This window comes from Duganella zoogloeoides (assembly GCF_034479515.1).
In the GTDB taxonomy this organism is placed as follows: domain Bacteria; phylum Pseudomonadota; class Gammaproteobacteria; order Burkholderiales; family Burkholderiaceae_D; genus Rugamonas; species Rugamonas zoogloeoides.
Genome location: NZ_CP140152.1, coordinates 2508164 through 2526647 on the forward strand (window position 1 = coordinate 2508164; position 18484 = coordinate 2526647).

Sequence of the window (18484 nt, forward strand, 5' to 3'; positions counted from 1 at the left end):
GCATGATCTACGACCTCTCCCGCGAAGAGCGCCGCCACCGCGCTATCGCTAATGAAAAGCCCGCGCCGGTTCTCAAGGCGCAGCGCTGCGCTTGCGGCAAGGCCTCGCCGGCCAAGCAGCTCGCGCAGCACGGCAAGTGCGTCGCCTGCCTGTTCGCTGCGCGCGTCGCGACATTGCAAGACAACGACCTGGACATCCTGCACCACATGCTGGGAGCCACGCTGCATCACCCGAAAGCGCACTGGGGCTTCCGCAACCAATACCTGGCCAACCGCCGCGACCTGGCCGCACTTGCCCGCCTGGTCGCTGGCGGCTTCGTGCGCGCCGGCGCCGCGCTGCTGGACCTGCGCTACTTCCACGCTACCTGTGATGGCTGCAAGCTAGCAGGATTAAACGCAATGGCAGCACGTCGTGCGTTGGAGCCAGTTCGTGATCAATAAAACGTGGCCCATCATTAGCGGCATTAAATCGCGCTCAAGCTTCTGGGGGCAGCAGATTCCGTGCACGATCAACTCCCTCGGACACGCGTTCCATGGCATCTTCGCTGGCCAGCCGGAACTCTTCTACCTGAGCAAACCATTCGTCAATGTCGTGATTATCCAAGGAGGGATTCTCGCGACCAAACTCGGTGAGGCGATGTGCCGCAGTAAGGCAATTCTGCACGCCAAGCACTCCTTTGATCATTTCCGCCGAGCGCAGCTCATGCAAGGGGATCAACTCAAGAGCCCTTTTCCCTCCTTCGAAATCGAGATAGTAGGACGATACGAGAAAATAACCCATGAGAGATCCTTCTTTGCTCATATTGGTCAGTGCTTCGTCGATTATTTCCTTGGCGTGCGCGACCACGGCAAAGGCGGAGAGAAGCCGCTCAACGTCCTGTTCAAGCCTTTCTGTTTTTGCGAGTGCTGCTGCACTCTGAGCTTGTCGATTTGCGAGCGCAAAGCCCGAAGCGATGGCGATTACAGAGCCAAGCGCTTGAACCCAACCAGCTGCCTCACTCGATGCCAATCCCTTTTTCGGATCGTCGATGACAAGCCGAAGCGCAAACAACATAGAAGCGAATATTCCCAACATAAAAACGATGATTGCAATGTTCGTCATCGTGCGGAACGCAGCTCTCAATTTGGACATTTAGCTTTCCCGAGGAAAAGCGGGATCGTAGCATGATGCGCCGCTCCCCCATGAAGCCCGGCACAGCGCCGATGAAGCGCCAGGCATTCGCGCGCGGCGAGCGCATCGAAGCCCGCGAGCTGACGAAGACCATCACCAAGACCGCCCGCGAGAAGAAGCACAAATGCGCGGTCCGTACCTGCCGCGCCGAGTTCGTCCGGCCGCAGCCGTTCGTCACCTGGTGCTCGCCCGACTGCGGCACGGTGGTGGCGCTGGCCAAGGTTGCTAAGCAGAAGGCGGCCACCGCCAAGGCCGAGCGCAAGGACCGCCAGGAGAAGCTGGCCAAGTTCAAGCGCAAGGCCGACCACGTGGCCGACTGCCAGAAGGCTTTCAACGCTTGGGTACGGTTCCGCGACCGCTTCGAGCCTTGCATCGATTGCGGCAAGCATGCCAGCGACGACGCCCTGACCGGCGGAGCTTACGACGCTGGCCACTACCTGTCGCGCGGCAGCCACCCGCACCTGCGCTTCGACGAACGCAACGTGTTCAAGCAGCTCAAGGGCTGCAACCGGCCGGGCGGCACCACGGCGGCATCGTTTCGCGCCGGCGTCGTTGCGCGCATCGGCCTGGCCGCCGTCGAGGCGCTCGAAGCCGACAACGAACCGCGCCACTACACGGTCGACGAACTGATCGCCTTGACTGCGCACTACCGCAAACTTTTAAAAGAACTGAAGGCTGCGGCCTGACGGCCGTTGCTCGACCAACCAAAACGGAAACACCATGAGCCCGGAACAAGCATACGAAGAAATTTGCAGACTGGCGCGTGAGCACGCGCTGATTCTGTCTGCCGCCGGCGGCGTCACGACCATCGTCCACCCAGCAACTCAGCGCCGCGAGGGCCTGTTCGAACAGATCCAGCACATGCATGGCCTGGGTGCGCACCCCGACACGCTTGCGCGCGAGCGCGAAGCCGCGTTCAAAGCGCGCCAACTTCCGCTGCTGGGGGATGCATGACGATCAAGATACTTATCGGCGACGTGCGCGAACAGCTGCGCACGCTGGCCGCCGACAGCATTCACTGCTGCGTCACGTCCCCGCCTTACTGGGGGCTGCGCGACTACGGCGTCGAGGGCCAGATCGGCCTGGAGGCGAGCCCGGCGGAATTCATCGCCGTGATGGTCGACGTCTTCGAAGAGGTGCGCCGCGTACTGCGCCCCGATGGCACCTGCTGGATCAACATGGGCGACAGCTACGCAACGGGCGCTGGCCGGGTGGGTAATCACCCTGGTGGTGGAGCGCAGGGTGAGGCCTGGCGTGGCTCGCGAGGCGGACACGAGGGCAAGCAAGCATACAGCGTCGGCGCGCGCGGTACTGGGCAACTCACCCAGCCCAACCGCATGCCGCAGCCAGGCCTCAAGGCCAAGGATCTTGTAATGATGCCGCACCGCCTGGCCATCGCACTGCAGGACGCCGGCTGGTGGGTGCGCCAGGACATCGTATGGAGCAAACCCAACCCAATGCCGGAGTCGGTGCGTGACCGCTGCACGAAGTCGCACGAGTACATCTTCTTACTCACCAAAAGCGAGAAGTATTTTTACGACGCCGAAGCTATCAAGGAACCTGCGGTGAGCGCCGCCGACCACCCGCGCAACAGCTTCGCCACGAAGGATTACGACGTGCCTGGACAGAAGCCCCAGAAACGCGTCGCGCGCGGCGTCGGCTTCGGGCATGGTACGGACGCCGAAACGCGCCAACGCGGCCGCGTTGAGGCGTCGTGCAGCAAGGACGAAGGTCGTGATGAGCAGGGCCTGCGCACGGCGTCTCGGATGGGCGGCGGCGCCGGCTTCCGTAGTGACCGTGCCTCACGTCCGGACATGCGCAATAAGCGCAGCGTCTGGACCATGGCCACGCATTCGTTCGCCGAGGCGCACTTCGCCACGTTCCCGCCAGAGTTACCCGAGAACTGCATCAATGCTGGCTGCCCAGTGGGCGGCGTCGTGTTGGATCCGTTCTTCGGCGCCGGCACCACCGGCCTGGTGGCTGACCGTCTCCAGCGCGATTGCATCGGCATCGAATTGAATCCCGCTTATGCCGAGATCGCGCGCAAGCGCATCCAAGGCGAATCTACACTTTTTGCTGAAATCGAGGTAGCCGCATGAAGGCCGATCACCCACTTACCGCCCATCGCATCGCGGCCATCACGGCCGTGCTGCAAGATGGCCCGCTGTGCGCTCACGACGTGGCGCCGAAAATCTTTCTCTGCTACGGCCACACCTGGCGCGTGCTCAAGTTCATGCACACCCTGGGCCTGGTGCACATCGCCAAGTGGCCTTTGCGCTGCACACCGCGCGCCACCCGCGTCTCGGCGTATGCGGTGGGCGCGGGCGTCGATGCCAAGAAGCCAAAGCGCCGCACCGGGCAGCAGCGCCAGGCCCGCGCCAAGTCGAAGCTGCGCCGCGACGCCGAGCGCTACGAGTTTCACCTCGCCAAGTGCCGAGCGCGCAAGCGCAAGCCGGCGCGCGATCCACTGGTAGCCGCGGTGTTCGGCGGAGCCGCGGAGGTTCGGCCGTGAATTATTACCAGCACCACATCGGCGACTTCCGCGCCGGCACTTTCACCATGGGCCGCCTGGAGCGTTGGCTCTACCGCGACATGATGGACATGTATTACGACACTGAAAAACCGCTGCCACTGGACCACGAAATGGTGTTCTACACCCTTGGAACGACCGATGAACAGGAGCGAACGGCCGTTGAACGTCTGTTGAAATTTAAGTTCCAAAAGACAACAGAAGGATACGTCCACGAGCGCTGCGACAGCGAAATTCGGGCCTTCCACGACAAGGCGGAGAAAGCATCGGCCGCTGGCAAGGCATCTGCTGCCAGTCGTACAACAAAAAAGCCAACGGACGTTGAACAGGGGGGCAACGTCGGTTCAACGGATGTTCAACGTCCGTCAACTAACCATAAACCATTAACCAATAACCATAAGAATAAAACCTTGTCGGCGCAAAGCCCCGACGCGCCGAGGGATACCGGCGAGCAGGGTGATGATGAGGACAAGGAGCGGCGCAAGCAACGCCGCAGCACGCCCGAGGACGAGGCGTGCGCGCGCTGGCTGTTCGGCCGCATCCTGGCGAACAATCCGGGCCACAAGCCGCCCAGCTTCGAGGCATGGTCGGAGGATGTGCGGCTGATGCGCGAGCGTGACCGCCGCACCCACCGCGAGATCTGCGAGCTGTTCAGCTGGGCGCAAGACGACGAGTTTTGGAAGGCCAACGTGCTTTCGCCCTCGAAGCTGCGCGAAAAGTGGGACCAACTGACGATCAAACGCGGCACGCCGCAGAAAGGCACGAAACATGGAAACTTCTCCGCGCAGGATTACCGGGCAGGGGTTAGCGCTGATGGCAAATTCTGAGCGCCGCCCGCGCTTCATGAGCGCGATCCTCGAAACTTGCCAGCAGCACGGCGAGTACACCTCGCTGCTGCTCGCCGGCGGCTGGTCTGCCTGCGTGAAGTGCGAGCACGTGGCCGAGGCGGCGGCTACGGCAGCCGCACAGGCCTCCTGGCAGGCCGAACTGCGCAACCGGGCATGGGAGGTGCGCCTGGGGCGCGCGGCGATCCCTGAGCGCTTCTCCGACCGCCGGCTGGGCACGTACGAGCCGACCTGCGACGAAGCCGAGAAGGCGCTGCGCATGGTCACCCGCTACGCGGACAATTTCGCTGCCGTGCGCAAGGCCGGCGCCTGCCTGATCCTGTGCGGTGACGTCGGTACCGGGAAGACCCACCTGGCCGTCGGCGTCGCGCACGTGGTGCTGGAGCAGGGCGGTCAGGCCGTTTTCACGTCGGTGATGCGCGCGGTCCGGTCCGTGAAGGAGACCTATGCCAAGGGCAACTCGAAGACCGAAGCGCAGGCGATCGCCGACCTGGTCGAACCGGACCTTTTGATCCTCGACGAGGTGGGCGTGCAGCACGGCAGCGACACCGAAAAGCTGGTGCTGTTCGAGATCATCAACGGCCGCTACGAGGCAGGCCGGCCGACGATCGTGATCAGCAACCTGGCGATCAAGCTGCTAGAGGAATACCTCGGCGCGCGCGCGTTCGACCGGCTGCGCGAAGGTGGCGGCCAGCTCGTGGTGTGCGATTGGGAATCGTACCGGTCGCGGAGGGCGGCCTGATGGGCGCTCGCCAGACGCTTCTCGCCAACCCGCTCGACCTCCTGGCCGCCAAGCAAGTGGTGGGCCAGGAAGATGCCGATGCCACGGCACTGGTCGTGCTGATCGCGCTCGACGCGGCCAAGCGCGGGCTGGCGCCGGCGTCGCTTGCCAACACGCTCACGGAGCACCTGCTGACCAGCGCGGCCGTCTGGTCGCAGCAGGGTAATCGCCGACTGTACGACAAGGCGGTGCTGGCCTGGGCAGCACTGCTGAAGGCCTGCGCGCGGCCTACGGCGCTGCTCGACCTCACTACCGGCGAGTACGCGGCGATTAGGTTGTCGATCGCGTACTACGTCCGGGCGCTGCCCAAGCTCGAGGTGGGCGTGCTGGCCGTAGCGCACGAGAAAGCGCTGCGCCAGTTGCGCGACTGAAACTGCGGCCAACAGGAAAGACCTTGCCAAAATCTGCAACACTTTGCCTGTTGCCCTATTGTTTCCGGGTTTTCCGTGTGTTAACGTTCCGGCGTTGCCACGGGAGAACAACATGGGTTATGCAGATCGGTTCGTAATGAGTTTGGGCGCCAGCACGTTGCAGGACGACGCGCAGCATCACGCGGCCGAACCGCTGGCGGCCGCTGCGCTGGCGGACCTGACCGGCGCCGGCTTCGGCGCGCTGCTGACCCGCGTGAAATACGCTGACGGCTCGATTAGCAAGACCTTCGAGTCCGGCACTCAGAATCTGGCGCAGCTGCTGCGCATTTGGACCAACCGCGTGACCGAGAAAGGCCGTGAGCGCAAGTGGGTGAAGGAGGGCACCGAGTGGGACGTGTGCGCCGCCATGACCCTGTACCGCCGCGTCGCCGAGCGCTCACTGGCCTACTGGCTCGACGGGAAGTGCGGCACCTGCCACGGTACCGGCACGGCCAGCCGGATGATCTGCCAGCCGTGCAAAGGCAGCGGTCGAGGCGAGATCGGTGGCGGAGGTTTCGAACGCGAAAAGGCGCTCGACATGGTCAGCGAGCTGGAAGGCCTTCTCCAAGCACACAATGCTCGTTCAGCCGCCTTGCTCAGATAGTTCGACCGGGTGTGGGAAAAAGTCGGCCAATTCAGGCCTGATGATATTCCCCAGACTGGCGCGGGTTAATTCGGTGAAAGAGATGTCTCGGTTTTCAAATTCGCGCGCCGACACCAACAGGTAGGCTTCAATTTTTTCATTTCGCTGATCCAGTACGGCAGCAATGAGAAAGTCGTAGCCGGTAGCGAGCCGCTTATTGATTCGCCACCGGTGGTTACCCCACTTATTGTCCAGCGCGCAGCGCACCACGCGAATCGATGCGGTGACCGCGTCGTTTATACGAAGGGTGTGCGGCATGTTGGTTGCTTGCCAGGTGCCGCCTGCCTCAATAATGGCACATTTCACAATGTCGAGGAACCCGGCCTTTATCGAGTGCGTGCGGCGGCGAGTAATGATGGCCTCGGCATTGAATGGCCCCGGAATTTCTGCCAGTTCATACGCGGCGTATATGGACCCGAAGCGACGGCAGAAGAGCTGGCATGCAGGTCCGTCTGGATCCCGGTCAATCAAGGCGCTGGTTACCCTTCCGTGGGCTTTGTAAATTCGCTGCAGGGTCTGCATGAGCTCCTCGGTGGTGTATCGATAATTTCGATCACTCCGCTCTATGCGTGCGGCATGGAAGAGTTGCAAAGGCACAATTGGCGGGAAAGCTGCATCGCAGCGGACCCACAACGCCGCGGGATTCCTGACGGCGGTCTTTCGCAGCTTGTAGGATCCCTTGTTGAATATAAGGTTGCCGATGTATTTTTCGTTGCGGATCATTCCTCGGATGAGTGCGCCTGTCCACGGCCTGCCAGATTCTGAAGCGACGTTCTGCTCGTTGAGCGCGATGGCGATACGTCGATCTCCAACTTTGTCTACGGCGTACCAGTGGAATATTAGATTAACAACCTCGATTTCGTGCTTGGGGCCAGGCACCAGGACGACGCGGTGCGTCTGAACCGCCTTCCATTCGCCTTTTTCCATTATGCGGATGAAATCGCCATTCGAATCGAGTAGCGCTCGGCGCAGGCCGTATCCAGCCATGCCACCCAGTTTGTATCCCATCTTGATGATGCGGCACTGGGCAATGAATACTTTGGAAGACAGCTCGCGGCTGTAATCCGCCGCTGCTATTCGCTTCATCGCTTTGATGATCGAGGTGTAGGGCGAATCATCATTCTGGAAGGCCTCGGTGCAGTAGGTGACCTGCACTCCGTTCAGCCGGCAGATGTACTCGTAATGGGCGCTCTCATCGACGTCTTGGAAGCGGCCCCAGCGGCTGACGTCGTACACGAGGATGCAGGTGAAATCGTCTTTCGTCTGCACGTCTGCAAGCAGCTGCTGCAGGCCGGGTCGCCCCCGCATGGTGAGCCCGCTTTTGCCCGCGTCTTCATAAACTGCCACGATCGTTATCTGCTGCTCCGCTGCATACTCCTGGATGCGCTGCATCTGGTTTGCCGTGGAGTAGGTCTGTCTCTCGGTTGACATTCGCACATAGGCCGCAGCTCGACGAAACGGCGACAGGATAGTAGTTTCCAGCAAACCGCTCATCATTTTTCTCCGGTGGAATCATGGGATAGCAGCGACAGGATAACTCTTCCAGCGGACGCGTCAGGAATCTCAGCGCAAGCTCGATCGAAACGTCGTTGTCGGAGAGCAGTGCGGCGGCAAATTTGACGCCGTGGCTGGGCACCATGCCACGCGCGGCCAAGCAAAGGGGGATGGGATTTCTCATCCGATAACTTTACCGGGCGCTTGTCCTGCTGGCATTGAGAATTATCAACTTCGGCTTCGAACGCGAGAAGGCGCTCGATATGGTTAGCGAACTGGAAGGCCTGATCCAGTCGCATATTGCTCGATCGACTGCGTTACTTCGCTGAGCTCGTCGGCAGGAAGAAGTCCGAGAGGTTCCATCGTTGGTTTGCCGAGTACCGTTTGATGCTGGATTCTGTAAATGCGATCGCCCGATGATCCAGGTCACCAGTCGGGAAGAGTAGGTATGAGGTGATATTTCTGTTCGTGCGGTCCAGTAATGCAACGAGCAAGAAGTCACACCCTTCAGCTAAACGAGCCGGTATCCGCCATCGGTAGTATCCATATTTTTTGTCGTGCGCACATCGGATGGCCCTCATCGATACCGTCACACTCCCGTTTAACCGCAGTGTATGGGGTGCATCCATTAGCTCTGCCGTTGCCCCGGCACCGATTGCCAGTGCTGTCGCCTCGGCCACCATGCGGTCACGAAACCCGTAGTTCTGATCGCGTGTGACCAAGAAGTCGTTGCTCCGAAGATTTGGGATGCCTGCCTGTGTGAACGCATCAAATAGCGTGCCGAAGTGGCGAGCAATCAGCCGTGCCGTAGGCAAATCCGGATCCGCATCAATCAGGGTGCTCGAAATGCGACCGTGCGCGTTGTAGATCCGCTGCATCGACGTAATCAACTCCTGGTCGGTGTATCTCCGGTGGCGGCGCGCTCGCTCTCGCGCGACGGCATTGAAAAGCTCTTGGGGCACGATGGGCGTAATCGCGCCGTCGCATCGAACCCACTCCTCCGGCGGGTTCCGCACCGCAGTCTTTCGCAACTTGAAGGATGCTTTGTTAAATATCAGATTGCCGATGTATTTTTCATTTTGGAGCATGCCCCGGATTATGTCGGGCGTCCAGGGGCCACCTGACTCCGTTGCGACAGATTGCTCATTTAGTACAGCAGCGATTTTTCTGTCGCCGACGCCATCCTCGGCGTACCATTTGAAGACCTGGTTGACAATGGCAATCTCGGCCACCGGACCAGGCACAAGCACCACTCGGTGGGTCTGGACTGCTTTCCATTCGCCAGCCTTGAGGATCTGAATAATCTTCCCGTCCGAGTCGAGTAGGGCGCGGCGTAATCCGTAGCCAGGTGGCCCGCCCGTTTTGTATCCCATCGAAATCATTCTGCACTGGCCGGCGAAGACCTTGGCAGAAAGCTCGCGGCTGTACTCGGCTGCCGCCGCGCGCTTGAGGGCCTTGATGATGGCTGTGAACGGCGTTCCATCGTTTTCGAACACCTCGGCGCAGTAGGCGACGTTGACGCCGTTCAGGCGGCACAAGTACTCATAGTGGGCGCTCTCGTCCAAGTCCTGGAACCGTCCCCAGCGGCTGATATCGTACACAAGAATCAATGCGAAGTCGTGGTTGCCCTGCACGTCCTCTATCATTTGAGTGAGGCCCGGACGACCCTTTTTCGTAAGGCCACTGCGCCCCGAATCTTCGTAGATGGTTACCACGTCGACGTCATGGCTCGCCGCGTATTGCCGAATCCGGTCCAGTTGGTTGGCCGTCGAGTAGATCTGGCGCTCCGTCGACATACGGACATACGCTGCAGCGCGGAGGCGGACGGTTGATGGTGCTTGTGAGGACTTCATGTTCGTGCTCCTGGCATCGGTACGGCCAACAGGCACAGGATAGCTGGTTTAGCGGCAGCGTTAGAAATCGCAGGGCAAGTTCGATGGGTACGGCGTGGTCACATAAGAGCGCAGCGGAAAAAGGGATGCCATGCGTGGGCGCTAAGCGGCGAGCGGCAAGACAAAGGGCGATGTAGTTTTTCATCTGATAACTTTACCTGCCGCTTATCCTTCTGGCATTGAGAAATATCAAGGTCGGCTTCGAGCGCGAGAAGGCGCTGGATATGGTCAGCGAGTTAGAAAGTTTGTTGCACGCCCGCAACGCGCGGGCTTCCAAGAGGTTACGACTCTAACGAAGTACCCTCTGCTTTTGCCGCCTTCCGGCCATTGATTCGATCGACCAAAGCCAGTACTAGTTCCTGCGTATTAATCGGATACGATTCCTTTGTCACATGATCGAATGTTTTTGGTGCAAACATTCTCTGTGCAATTTCAGCCTTTAGAGTATCTTGTTGCTCCTTAGGTAAGGTCGCAATATATGGCCCAACTGCCTTCAAATCCAGAGATGTTTGTAAATGGGTGTATTGCTGCTGGCGGTGTTTAGCAGATTCTCTCGCGAGATATGCGGCGGGTACTGAGAATAATAGTGAGCATATAAGCTTTAAAGCCGACTTCTCCCACGAGAATTCACCTGTCGTGATGCCGTAAAAGGTAAAGCCGACAAATATCATAACGAGTACCATGAATACGATCGAAGCGATTCGCAGTGCGTCGGCTGAAGTTTTCTCAATATCAGCACTTTTTTCATAGCTTCCCACGATGCTCTTAGCCGCGATTACCCCGACAACCTCATTGACTTCGGCTAACTTTCCTTCGAGATAGACAGATGTCTCTAAAAGCTTTTCGTCTATGCGGGATCTCAATTCTGAAGCACTTAAATTAGTGTCAGAAAGTGAGGACTGCAAGCTACGGATCGAATCTTCGATCACCCCTGTTTGCTTCAGCTGTTTAGATAATGAGTCTTCAGTTTGCGATATCCGGAGATTGAAAAAATCTAGCTGTGCGAGAAACTCTGGAGAATTTTTGTTTCTTGGATAGCTCATAATTTTTGAGTGCAGCGCGTAATTCTCAGCATGCTCTTGCACTAAGTTACGAAATCCTTTGAGAATTTCCTTGATTTTTCTCGCTTCTAAAGTGCCAGGTTTGCTATAACCAATCTTATCAAGAATAACTGCTGCAATCCCCTCAAATTTATTTGCATTGTCGATAATTTCAGAAAATCCAATAGGTATACTTTTTAAAGTATTCGGTAAATCTATTAAGTTGGCCCATGCTGCATTCAGTTTTTCTCGAAGCTGAGGTGCGTCTGAAAAATCGTTACTTTCCAAAGTGCTGCTAATTAGAGAGTATAGATTATTTCCCGTTGAGATAATTTCCGCCAAACTACTATCAAGATCGAAGGGGTCCACCGTATTTCCTTATAAGTTGTCTGTCGGGAATGATATACCACATTATTTTGGCATATCAAAATTTCAGTCTTTTTCTTTTTATTTCGATTTGGTCTGCATCCCAGTTGACATTTTGAATTTGCTTGGTTAAAGTGCAGCTACACACTAACCGCACTCGTAATGAAGGCTTCGGCCTCACCGATAGCGGTGATTCGAGGATTGCACCAACTTCGTTGATGCTTTCGCTCGCGTTTATATTACACTCACCGCGCAGATAGCACGGGAGCAAATCCTCAAGCCACCCATTGCGGTGGCTTTCTTATTTCCGCGTCCGAAAAGCGAGGCGGCCATGCCAGATACCACCCGCCCGCCGAAGGAACTCGTTCGCGAGTACTTCGAGCGCCGCACGCACGCGCCATTGGATCCGCCGCCGACCCCGGAAGAGATCCGGCGTCTGCTGGGCTGGCATATGCTGCCTCCCGCGCGCCAGCCGGACCGCGACGAACGAGATTGATTCGCCGCAGTTTGCTCGAGTTAGCCCGGCTTGCTGGCGTCCTCTATCGCCTTCGCGATGCCTGCCATGAGCTTGGAATCATATGAGTAAGGATTGTGCTGAGAGCGTCCCCGCAGGATTGCTACCACTTCCCTTTGTCTTTCCTGATATTGGTCGCTGGACGCGTATGCAGTCTGAAAGAACTCAAGTGTGTCCAAGGCTTCGTGAATCGTCTGAATAGCTGTTTTTGTCATTCTTTTCTTCCAAAAGGAAAACATGAATATCATCACCCCAGTAGCACTGGTAAAGGCCGACTCGCAGGAGTATCAGGCAACCGGGAAGATCCTACGGGTCTTCGATACCAATGGCTCGGGTGAGCTTCTGCCTGTTCAACACAGGCAGCAGTCGGATGATAGCAAGTTTACATTGCAACATATGCCATTCGGCAAGATTTATGCCGAAGTAGCTCGCTAAATAAATTAGCCCTGAGTCTCCCGTTGGACCTTCGCCGCCGGCCGCATCACTGCGCTGGCGACTTTTTTTATTCGAGGTGGCTATGGCCAAGTTCCGCGAGAAACCAGTCGTGATCGACGCGATTCGATGGGACGGCACCAACGTCACCGAGGTGATGGATTTTATGAATTGGCGCAACGCCAGTCATGATGATCGCCAAGGGCTGGTCATCCACACGCTCGAAGGCAGCCACAGCGCGATGGTCGGCGACATGATCATTAAGGGCGTGGCCGGCGAGTTCTACCCGTGCAAACCCGACATCTTCGCCGCCACATACGAGGTAGCCTAATCATGGAGTATCTCGCGTCATTCCATTTGCTGCCCGAGTTCATCGGGATGCTTGCCGGCGGCGTTCTCGCGGGCGTTGTAATTGTCGTGGTGCTGCGGGCCTGGGATTGACCTGGATCGGATTTGAAACACGGGCGTACCTGCCATCGCACCCCAGCGGCAGGGCTTGCAAAAGCGGGTGCAGATCGCCGACGAAACATGACCAGGTGGGTCCGGCCGCCGGGTGCAGAACATCGCTCCCGGCGGTCCCAGCCAGGAGCGGGCGGCGACGCTAGTTATTTTTTCGGGACAGCGTTACGGGCTGTTTGCCTGCTACGCTGATTTCGAAGGAGTCACCCGGACCAAACTTAACAGTCCCTTCGTGAGAGGTAAGTGCCAAGCGTGTTGCATGCACCGTGCGAGTGCTACTACTTCCCATTGAATACCCAGATTTCTTTGTTTTGGTGACGTCTTCCGAAATCTCAATCGTGTATGCCTCAAATTCGCTGTCGCAAAGAGTCTCATACCTCACCTCGGTGATGAACTCAAGTTGCTCTATCGGATCGCTGCTAGATGAATTAGTCATTTTTGCCCTTGAAAGAAGTGGTGGAGCGAAGTAGCTCCAGTGCAATAGGATAGCAGTGGAGGTGGTACTTTGGGCAAGAGATCATCTCCACCCTTTGGGCTCGGCAGGCCCACGCCCCCCGAAAGCTTCATAGACCTGATGACCGCCCGCTACCTGCCCGCGCCGGAAGTGCTCAGGTGGGCCCGGGCCGAGATCCTCACCGAGGGCGGCCAGCTGCACAATCCCGACTTCGCCCACCTGGAGTACGCGGACGTCCAGTTCCTCTGGGCTCCCGGCAGCTTCAACAAACAAGGCCGCACCGTGCTGGGTCAGTGCGAGGAAGTCATCTTCCGCTGCGGACCGTGGCAAAAGGGCCGCCAGCAACAGCAGATGGTCGACTGGTTCGGCGCCGTTCCCGATTACCTGATCACCCTGGACGCCGAACACTGCTTGAAGTGCAGCGACGCTGAGTTCTGCTCGCTGGTCGAACACGAGCTATATCACATCGGCCAGGAGTTCGATGAATTCGGATCGCCCGCCTTCACCAAGGATGGACTGCCGAAGCTCTGTATGCGCGGCCACGATGTCGAGGAGTTCGTCGGCGTGGTCCGCCGCTACGGCGCAAACAAAGACGTGCAGCGAATGATCGACGCCGCCAGGAGCGCGCCGGAGGTCTCCAAACTCAACATCGCGAGGGCGTGCGGAACCTGTCTGCTCAAGGTCGCATAGTTTTACGCGGCTTTTACCGGATGGCAACTTATGGCAGCACTACGAGACGAGGTGAAGCTGTTCATCGTCCAAGCGCTGGCCTGTTTTGACACGCCGACGCAGGTGTCGAAGGCAGTAAAAGAGGAGTTCGGGCTCGACGTTATGCGGCAGCAGGTGGCCGCTTACGACCCGAACTGCTATGTAGGTCGCAACCTCAGCGAGAAGTGGCGCACGGTGTTCAACGACACGCGCGCCAAGTTCCGCGAAGAGGTCGCGGAGATTCCGATCGCCAGCCGAGCCTTCCGCCTTCGTGCGTTGGCCCGGATGGCGCAGCAGGCCGAGGGCATGCGCAATATCGCGCTGGCCGTGTCGGTTATCGAGCAGGCCGCCAAGGAAGTGGGCGACATGTACGTCAACCGCCGCCTCGATACGCCCAAAGCACCAGGCGACAACGGCGAGGGCATCCCGGCCGCGCCAGAATACATGTTGAAGCCCGATGAAGACCTCCCCGACAGCCCGATTCTCTGAAGGTCCTGTCGCGCTCACGCCGAAACAGGCGAACATTTACTGCTGGGGCTGGCAAAAGAAGGCCCGCTTCCGCGATGCGGTGTGCGGCCGTCGCTTCGGTAAGACGTTCCTGGGCAAAGCTGAGATTCGCCGAGCTGCGCGCCTGGCCGCTGAGTGGGGCGTCAGCACCGAGGATGAGATCTGGTACTGCGCGCCGACCTTCAAGCAGGCCAAGCGCGTGTTTTGGAAGCGCCTCAAGCAGGCGATCCCTCCCGGCTGGCGCGCCAGCAAGCCGAACGAAACCGAGTGCTCGATCACGACCAAGGCCGGCCACGTTATCCGTATCGTCGGCCTGGATGCCTACGACAACCTGCGCGGCTCCGGCTTGTTCTTTGCGCTGGTCGATGAATGGGCCGACTGCGTGTATGCGGCCTGGGAGGAGGTGCTCCGTCCGATGCTGTCCACCTGCAAATTCACCATTCAGGGTGAGCAGCGGGTTGGTGGCCACGCGCTGCGCATCGGCACGCCGAAAGGCTTCAACCACTGCTACGACAGCTACCTCGACGGCCGGGGCCGTGAGCCTGACCACAAGAGCTGGCTGTACACGTCGGTCGATGGTGGCAACGTGCCGCCGGAAGAGATCGAGGCGGCGCGCCGCAAGATGGATCCGCGCTCGTTCCGCCAAGAGTACCTGGCCAGCTTCGAGAACTATCAGGGCGTCATTTATTACTGCTTTGATCGCCGGAAGAGTCACACCGACGAAACTGTGCGGCCCGGCGACGCCCTGCACATCGGCATGGACTTCAACGTGTCGCACATGGCTGCCGTGGTCTTCGTGATCCGCGACGACATGCCGCGCGCGGTGGACGAGTTCATGGAGGTGTTCGACACCCCGGCAATGATCGAGAAGATCAAGGCGAAGTATCAGCAGGCCGGCCAGCAGCACGCGATCTCGGTCTACCCCGATGCATCCGGCCAAAACCGGAAGTCGAGTGGGGCGAGCGAATCGGACCTGACGCTGCTGCGCGCCGCTAAGTTCGCCGTGGTGGTGGACCATAGCAACCCGGCCGTCAAGGATCGGATCAATAGCGTGAACGCCATGCTGTGCAACACCTATGACGAGCGGCGCTTCCTGGTCAACACGGCGAAGTGCCCGAAATACACAATCAGCCTGGAGCGCCAGGTGTACGACGACAAAGGCCAGCCCGACAAGAAGGGTGGCTTCGACCACGGCAATGACGCCGGCGGCTACTTCATCACGAAGCGCTGGCCGGTGACCAAGCGCGAGACCAGTGTGGCTCCGCTCCGCCTGTAACAGCAAGGATTCCCATGACCCACCCAGTACGCAAACGCTCGCCCGAGGCCGAAGCGCTGAACGAGCATTGCGCCCTGATCGACGCGCTGCTGGGCGGCACGAAGGCCATGCGGGCCGCAGTCGAATACATGCCGCGCTGGCCGGCGGAAGATAAGGAATCGTACGAGACGCGCCTGAAGGTGGCGACGCTGTTCCCGGCGTACCAGCGCACGATCGAGGTACTGGGCGCCAAGCCGTTTAGCAAGCCTGTAACGCTGGGCAAGGACGTGCCGGCGAAGCTGCAGCAGTGGCTCGAAGACGTCGACCGCCAGGGCCGCAACCTGCATGCCTTCCTCGCTGAGGTCGGCCAGGAAGCGCTCGGCTACGGTTTCTCTGGCATTCTGGTGGACTACCCTCCGACCCAAGACAAGGACGGCAAGGCGCTGTACGTGACCAAGGCCGAGGAACAGGCCGCTGCCGTACGGCCGTACTTCGTACAGATCCACCCCAAGAACATTCTGGGCTGGCTGACCGATAAGGATGGCCTCAAGCAGTTACGGCTACTGGAAACCGCAACCGAAGAAGACGGCGATTTCGCCACGAAAGAGGTCGAGCAGGTGCGCGTGCTGACGCGGGGCGCCTGGGTCACCTGGCGCAAGGTCGAGGGCGGCAACAAGCAAGACGACTGGGCACCGCACGACAGCGGCGTGACCACCATCAAAAGCATCCCGTTCGTGCCGGTTTATGGAAACCGCCTGGGCTTCATGCGAGCCCGGCCGGCGTTGCTCGAGCTGGCCTACGCCAACGTTGAGCACTGGCAGAGCAAGAGCGACCAGCAGAACATCCTGCACGTCGCCCGCGTGCCGATCCTGTTCGGCAAAGGGCTCGAATCGACCGACACCATTGCCGTTGGCGCCGGATCTATGATCAAGACAGATCGCGCTGACGCCGACCTCAAGTTCGTGGAGCACAGCGGCAAGGCGATCGATGCCGGCCGTTTGTCCATCCTCGACCTCGAGGACCGCATGCGCCAGGCCGGCGCCGAGCTGCTGGTGATCAAGCCCGGTAATGTGACCGAGACCCAAACGCTGGCCGACAACGAGCAGGGCGCCTGCGCGCTGCAGAAGGTGGCTGAGAACATCGAAGACTCGGGCGACCAGGCGCTGCAGTTCATGGCCGAATGGGTTGGCGAGGCCGAAGGCGGCCACATCACCGTGTTCAAAGACTTCGGCGCCGCCACCTTGGCAGAGGCCAGCGCGGAGCTGCTGCTCAAGGCCAACCAAGCCGGCAAGCTGTCCAACGAGTCGTTCTACGGTGAGTTGCAACGGCGCGGCATTGTCCGGCCGGACGCAACCTGGGCGGAGGAACAAGAGAAGATCGACGCGCAGGGCCCGGCGCTGGGCAACATGCCGGACCCCGACGCGCCGCCGGCGCCACCACCGAAGGCCAAGCCTAAAGCACCATGATCGATCCTCTGCTCGACCACACTGTCCGCCACCAGGTGAACATGACCCAGTACGGCAACTACGTGCTGGCGAAGATGATCCGGATCCTGAACCTGTCCGATGCCGATCTGATTGGCGCCCTGAATGCGGCGCTGGAGGATATGGACGCGGACTCGTTCAAGGTCCAGCGCTTGGACAAGCTGCTGGCCAGCGTGCGGGAGGTGAACACCCAAGCCTACGCCGCGCTGTACGGCGGCATGACCGACGAGCTGGCCGCCTACGTGGAATACGAAGGCCAGTTCCAGTACGACCTGTACAAGCACGTCGTGCCGGTCACGTTCAGCATCGCCAGCGTGGTACCGGAGCAGGTCTACGCGGCAGCCATGGCGCAGCCGATGCAGGGCCGCCTGCTCAAGGACTGGGCTGCCAACCTGTCGGCCAGCCGCCTGCAGCGCGTCAAGGACACTATCGCCGTGGGCTATACCCAGGGCAAAACCACGGGCGACATCGTGCGCGAGATTCGCGGCACGCGCGCCCTGAACTACGCCGACGGCCTGCTCGACACCAGTCGCCGGGAAGTCGACGCGGTGGTGCGCACGGCCCTGAGCCACACCGCGCAGATCACGCGCAAGCGGTTCACGGAAGAGAACGACGACATTCTCGGCGACGAGATGTGGGTGAGCACCCTCGACGGCCGCACTAGCCCCGAGTGCCGCGCTCGCGACCACAAGCTGTATTCGAAGATCGAGCACAAGCCGGTGGGCCACGATCTGCCGTGGCGATCCGGTCCAGGCCGCATCCATTGGTGCTGCCGCTCGTCGTCGATCGCGCTTCTCAAGGGGCAGAAGACTCTTTACGGCTCGCGTGCTGCTGCCGGCGGACCGGTCGATGCGAACTTGACCTATGCGGACTGGTTCAAGCGGCAGAGCGCTGAGGTGCAGGACCATGTCATCGGCGCGGCGCGCGGTGACCTGTACCGCGCCGGCAAATTCGACGTGAAGGACTTCACGAACGACAAGGGCCGTATGGCATCGCTCAAGGAACTGCGAGAGCGTGATGCCAGCGCCTTTGCCCAGTGATATCATGCGGAATGACCTTACACCTCGTTCCAGCCGCGCCAGCACCTGATAAGCCAAAGTTGCGCAGCGCCCGCGCCAGCAAGCCGGCCGGCATGCTCCAGTGCCCGCGCTGCCATGGGCGCGAATTCATCGAGACGGTGATCGGCGCCATGCTCCAGGCGCGAAAGCTAAAGGGCGGCACGCGGCAGGTCCTTTGTGTGGGCTGCCTGCTTAAAGGGCAGCGTGTCGTTATCTTATGAGTAGCCAGCAAAAGGACTATCGCGCCCTCCTGTTATAGTTATAATAGTTGTTTCCTTAACTCACTCACGCATTCGCCGATGAATGATTTAATCCTGGGACTAGGGCTTAAGAACTACGATTTGGCATTATTGATCTTTTGCCCCTTAGGAGCTGCGCTTGGCAGCTTCGCGCATGCAATCCTACTCACTATAAATCCTCACAAGATCCCAAGGGCTGGGAA

General features: G+C 59.5%; 22 protein-coding genes. 17 read left to right on the forward strand and 5 right to left on the reverse strand.

Annotated elements, in window-relative coordinates; translation table 11 throughout:
* Window positions 1-2: 2 nt before the first annotated feature.
* Window positions 3-440 (forward strand): hypothetical protein, encoded by a 438-nt coding sequence (locus tag SR858_RS11180; protein ID WP_019920867.1) that lies wholly within the window; start codon window positions 3-5, stop codon window positions 438-440.
* A 34-nt stretch (window positions 441-474) separates the two neighbouring features.
* Here SR858_RS11180 and SR858_RS11185 read toward each other — a convergent pair whose 3' ends face one another.
* Window positions 475-1131 (reverse strand): hypothetical protein, encoded by a 657-nt coding sequence (locus tag SR858_RS11185; RefSeq protein ID WP_019920868.1) that lies wholly within the window; start codon window positions 1129-1131, stop codon window positions 475-477.
* Window positions 1132-1163: 32 nt separating this feature from the next.
* On the opposite strand from SR858_RS11185, the gene SR858_RS11190 reads away from it, so the two are divergent.
* The 8 genes from SR858_RS11190 (at window position 1164) to SR858_RS11225 (ending at window position 6340) form a co-directional block, all read left to right on the forward strand.
* Complete coding sequence (locus SR858_RS11190; protein ID WP_084669855.1) at window positions 1164-1856, forward strand: recombination protein NinG; 693 nt, start codon at window positions 1164-1166, stop codon at window positions 1854-1856.
* A gap of 34 nt (window positions 1857-1890) precedes the next feature.
* Complete coding sequence (locus SR858_RS11195; RefSeq protein WP_019920870.1) at window positions 1891-2124, forward strand: hypothetical protein; 234 nt, start codon at window positions 1891-1893, stop codon at window positions 2122-2124.
* Window positions 2121-3269 carry a DNA-methyltransferase gene (locus SR858_RS11200; protein WP_019920871.1) on the forward strand — a complete coding sequence of 383 codons (1149 nt, stop codon included), beginning with the start codon at window positions 2121-2123 and terminating at the stop codon, window positions 3267-3269. The genes SR858_RS11195 and SR858_RS11200 overlap by 4 nt, the downstream gene beginning before the upstream one ends.
* Window positions 3266-3682: a hypothetical protein gene (locus SR858_RS11205; protein ID WP_019920872.1), complete on the forward strand. Its 417-nt coding sequence runs from the start codon at window positions 3266-3268 to the stop codon at window positions 3680-3682. Before SR858_RS11200 ends, SR858_RS11205 begins: the two co-directional genes overlap by 4 nt.
* On the forward strand, window positions 3679-4527 hold the full coding sequence (locus tag SR858_RS11210; protein ID WP_019920873.1) for a YdaU family protein: 849 nt from the start codon (window positions 3679-3681) through the stop codon (window positions 4525-4527). The genes SR858_RS11205 and SR858_RS11210 overlap by 4 nt, the downstream gene beginning before the upstream one ends.
* A 16-nt stretch (window positions 4528-4543) precedes the next feature.
* Window positions 4544-5287, forward strand: a complete 744-nt coding sequence (locus tag SR858_RS11215; protein WP_019920874.1) for a gas vesicle protein GvpD — start codon at window positions 4544-4546, stop codon at window positions 5285-5287.
* Window positions 5287-5697, forward strand: a complete 411-nt coding sequence (locus SR858_RS11220; protein ID WP_019920875.1) for a hypothetical protein — start codon at window positions 5287-5289, stop codon at window positions 5695-5697. The genes SR858_RS11215 and SR858_RS11220 overlap by 1 nt, the downstream gene beginning before the upstream one ends.
* 112 nt (window positions 5698-5809) lie before the next feature.
* On the forward strand, window positions 5810-6340 hold the full coding sequence (locus SR858_RS11225; RefSeq protein ID WP_154819793.1) for a hypothetical protein: 531 nt from the start codon (window positions 5810-5812) through the stop codon (window positions 6338-6340).
* On the opposite strand, the gene SR858_RS11230 is transcribed toward SR858_RS11225, so the two are convergent.
* The 3 genes from SR858_RS11230 to SR858_RS11240 all read right to left on the reverse strand — a co-directional run bounded on the left by SR858_RS11230 (window position 6320) and on the right by SR858_RS11240 (window position 11174).
* Window positions 6320-7876 (reverse strand): recombinase family protein, encoded by a 1557-nt coding sequence (locus SR858_RS11230; protein ID WP_019920877.1) that lies wholly within the window; start codon window positions 7874-7876, stop codon window positions 6320-6322. The two genes, SR858_RS11225 and SR858_RS11230, sit on opposite strands and share 21 nt — an antisense overlap.
* A gap of 314 nt (window positions 7877-8190) precedes the next feature.
* Entirely contained in the window at window positions 8191-9726 is a 1536-nt protein-coding gene (locus SR858_RS11235; RefSeq protein WP_084669857.1) for a recombinase family protein, read from the reverse strand.
* A 320-nt stretch (window positions 9727-10046) separates the two neighbouring features.
* The gene (locus tag SR858_RS11240; protein WP_154819794.1) at window positions 10047-11174 is read right to left on the reverse strand and encodes a hypothetical protein; all 1128 of its coding nucleotides are present in this window, start codon (window positions 11172-11174) and stop codon (window positions 10047-10049) included.
* Between the two features lie 328 nt (window positions 11175-11502).
* Between SR858_RS11240 and SR858_RS11245 the strand changes: the two genes are divergently transcribed.
* The gene (locus SR858_RS11245) at window positions 11503-11667 is read left to right on the forward strand and encodes a hypothetical protein (protein WP_322534561.1); all 165 of its coding nucleotides are present in this window, start codon (window positions 11503-11505) and stop codon (window positions 11665-11667) included.
* Between the two features lie 20 nt (window positions 11668-11687).
* On the opposite strand, the gene SR858_RS11250 is transcribed toward SR858_RS11245, so the two are convergent.
* The gene (locus SR858_RS11250; protein ID WP_322534562.1) at window positions 11688-11900 is read right to left on the reverse strand and encodes a hypothetical protein; all 213 of its coding nucleotides are present in this window, start codon (window positions 11898-11900) and stop codon (window positions 11688-11690) included.
* Between the two features lie 22 nt (window positions 11901-11922).
* Here SR858_RS11250 and SR858_RS11255 point away from each other — a divergent pair, with 22 nt between their 5' ends.
* The 7 genes from SR858_RS11255 to SR858_RS11285 all read left to right on the forward strand — a co-directional run bounded on the left by SR858_RS11255 (window position 11923) and on the right by SR858_RS11285 (window position 18024).
* Window positions 11923-12120 carry a hypothetical protein gene (locus SR858_RS11255; RefSeq protein WP_019920881.1) on the forward strand — a complete coding sequence of 66 codons (198 nt, stop codon included), beginning with the start codon at window positions 11923-11925 and terminating at the stop codon, window positions 12118-12120.
* Window positions 12121-12202: 82 nt separating this feature from the next.
* Window positions 12203-12448, forward strand: a complete 246-nt coding sequence (locus SR858_RS11260) for a hypothetical protein (RefSeq protein WP_019920882.1) — start codon at window positions 12203-12205, stop codon at window positions 12446-12448.
* A gap of 702 nt (window positions 12449-13150) precedes the next feature.
* Window positions 13151-13720 carry a putative metallopeptidase gene (locus tag SR858_RS11265; protein ID WP_019920884.1) on the forward strand — a complete coding sequence of 190 codons (570 nt, stop codon included), beginning with the start codon at window positions 13151-13153 and terminating at the stop codon, window positions 13718-13720.
* Between the two features lie 30 nt (window positions 13721-13750).
* Window positions 13751-14227 (forward strand): DUF2280 domain-containing protein, encoded by a 477-nt coding sequence (locus SR858_RS11270; RefSeq protein WP_019920885.1) that lies wholly within the window; start codon window positions 13751-13753, stop codon window positions 14225-14227.
* Window positions 14196-15521, forward strand: coding sequence for a phage terminase large subunit family protein (locus tag SR858_RS11275; RefSeq protein ID WP_026637104.1), 1326 nt, complete (start codon window positions 14196-14198; stop codon window positions 15519-15521). The genes SR858_RS11270 and SR858_RS11275 overlap by 32 nt, the downstream gene beginning before the upstream one ends.
* Before the next feature lie 14 nt (window positions 15522-15535).
* On the forward strand, window positions 15536-16966 hold the full coding sequence (locus tag SR858_RS11280; RefSeq protein WP_019920887.1) for a DUF4055 domain-containing protein: 1431 nt from the start codon (window positions 15536-15538) through the stop codon (window positions 16964-16966).
* A complete protein-coding gene (locus tag SR858_RS11285; RefSeq protein ID WP_019920888.1) occupies window positions 16963-18024 on the forward strand; it encodes a structural protein in 1062 nt (353 codons plus the stop codon). Before SR858_RS11280 ends, SR858_RS11285 begins: the two co-directional genes overlap by 4 nt.
* Window positions 18025-18484 lie beyond the last annotated feature (460 nt).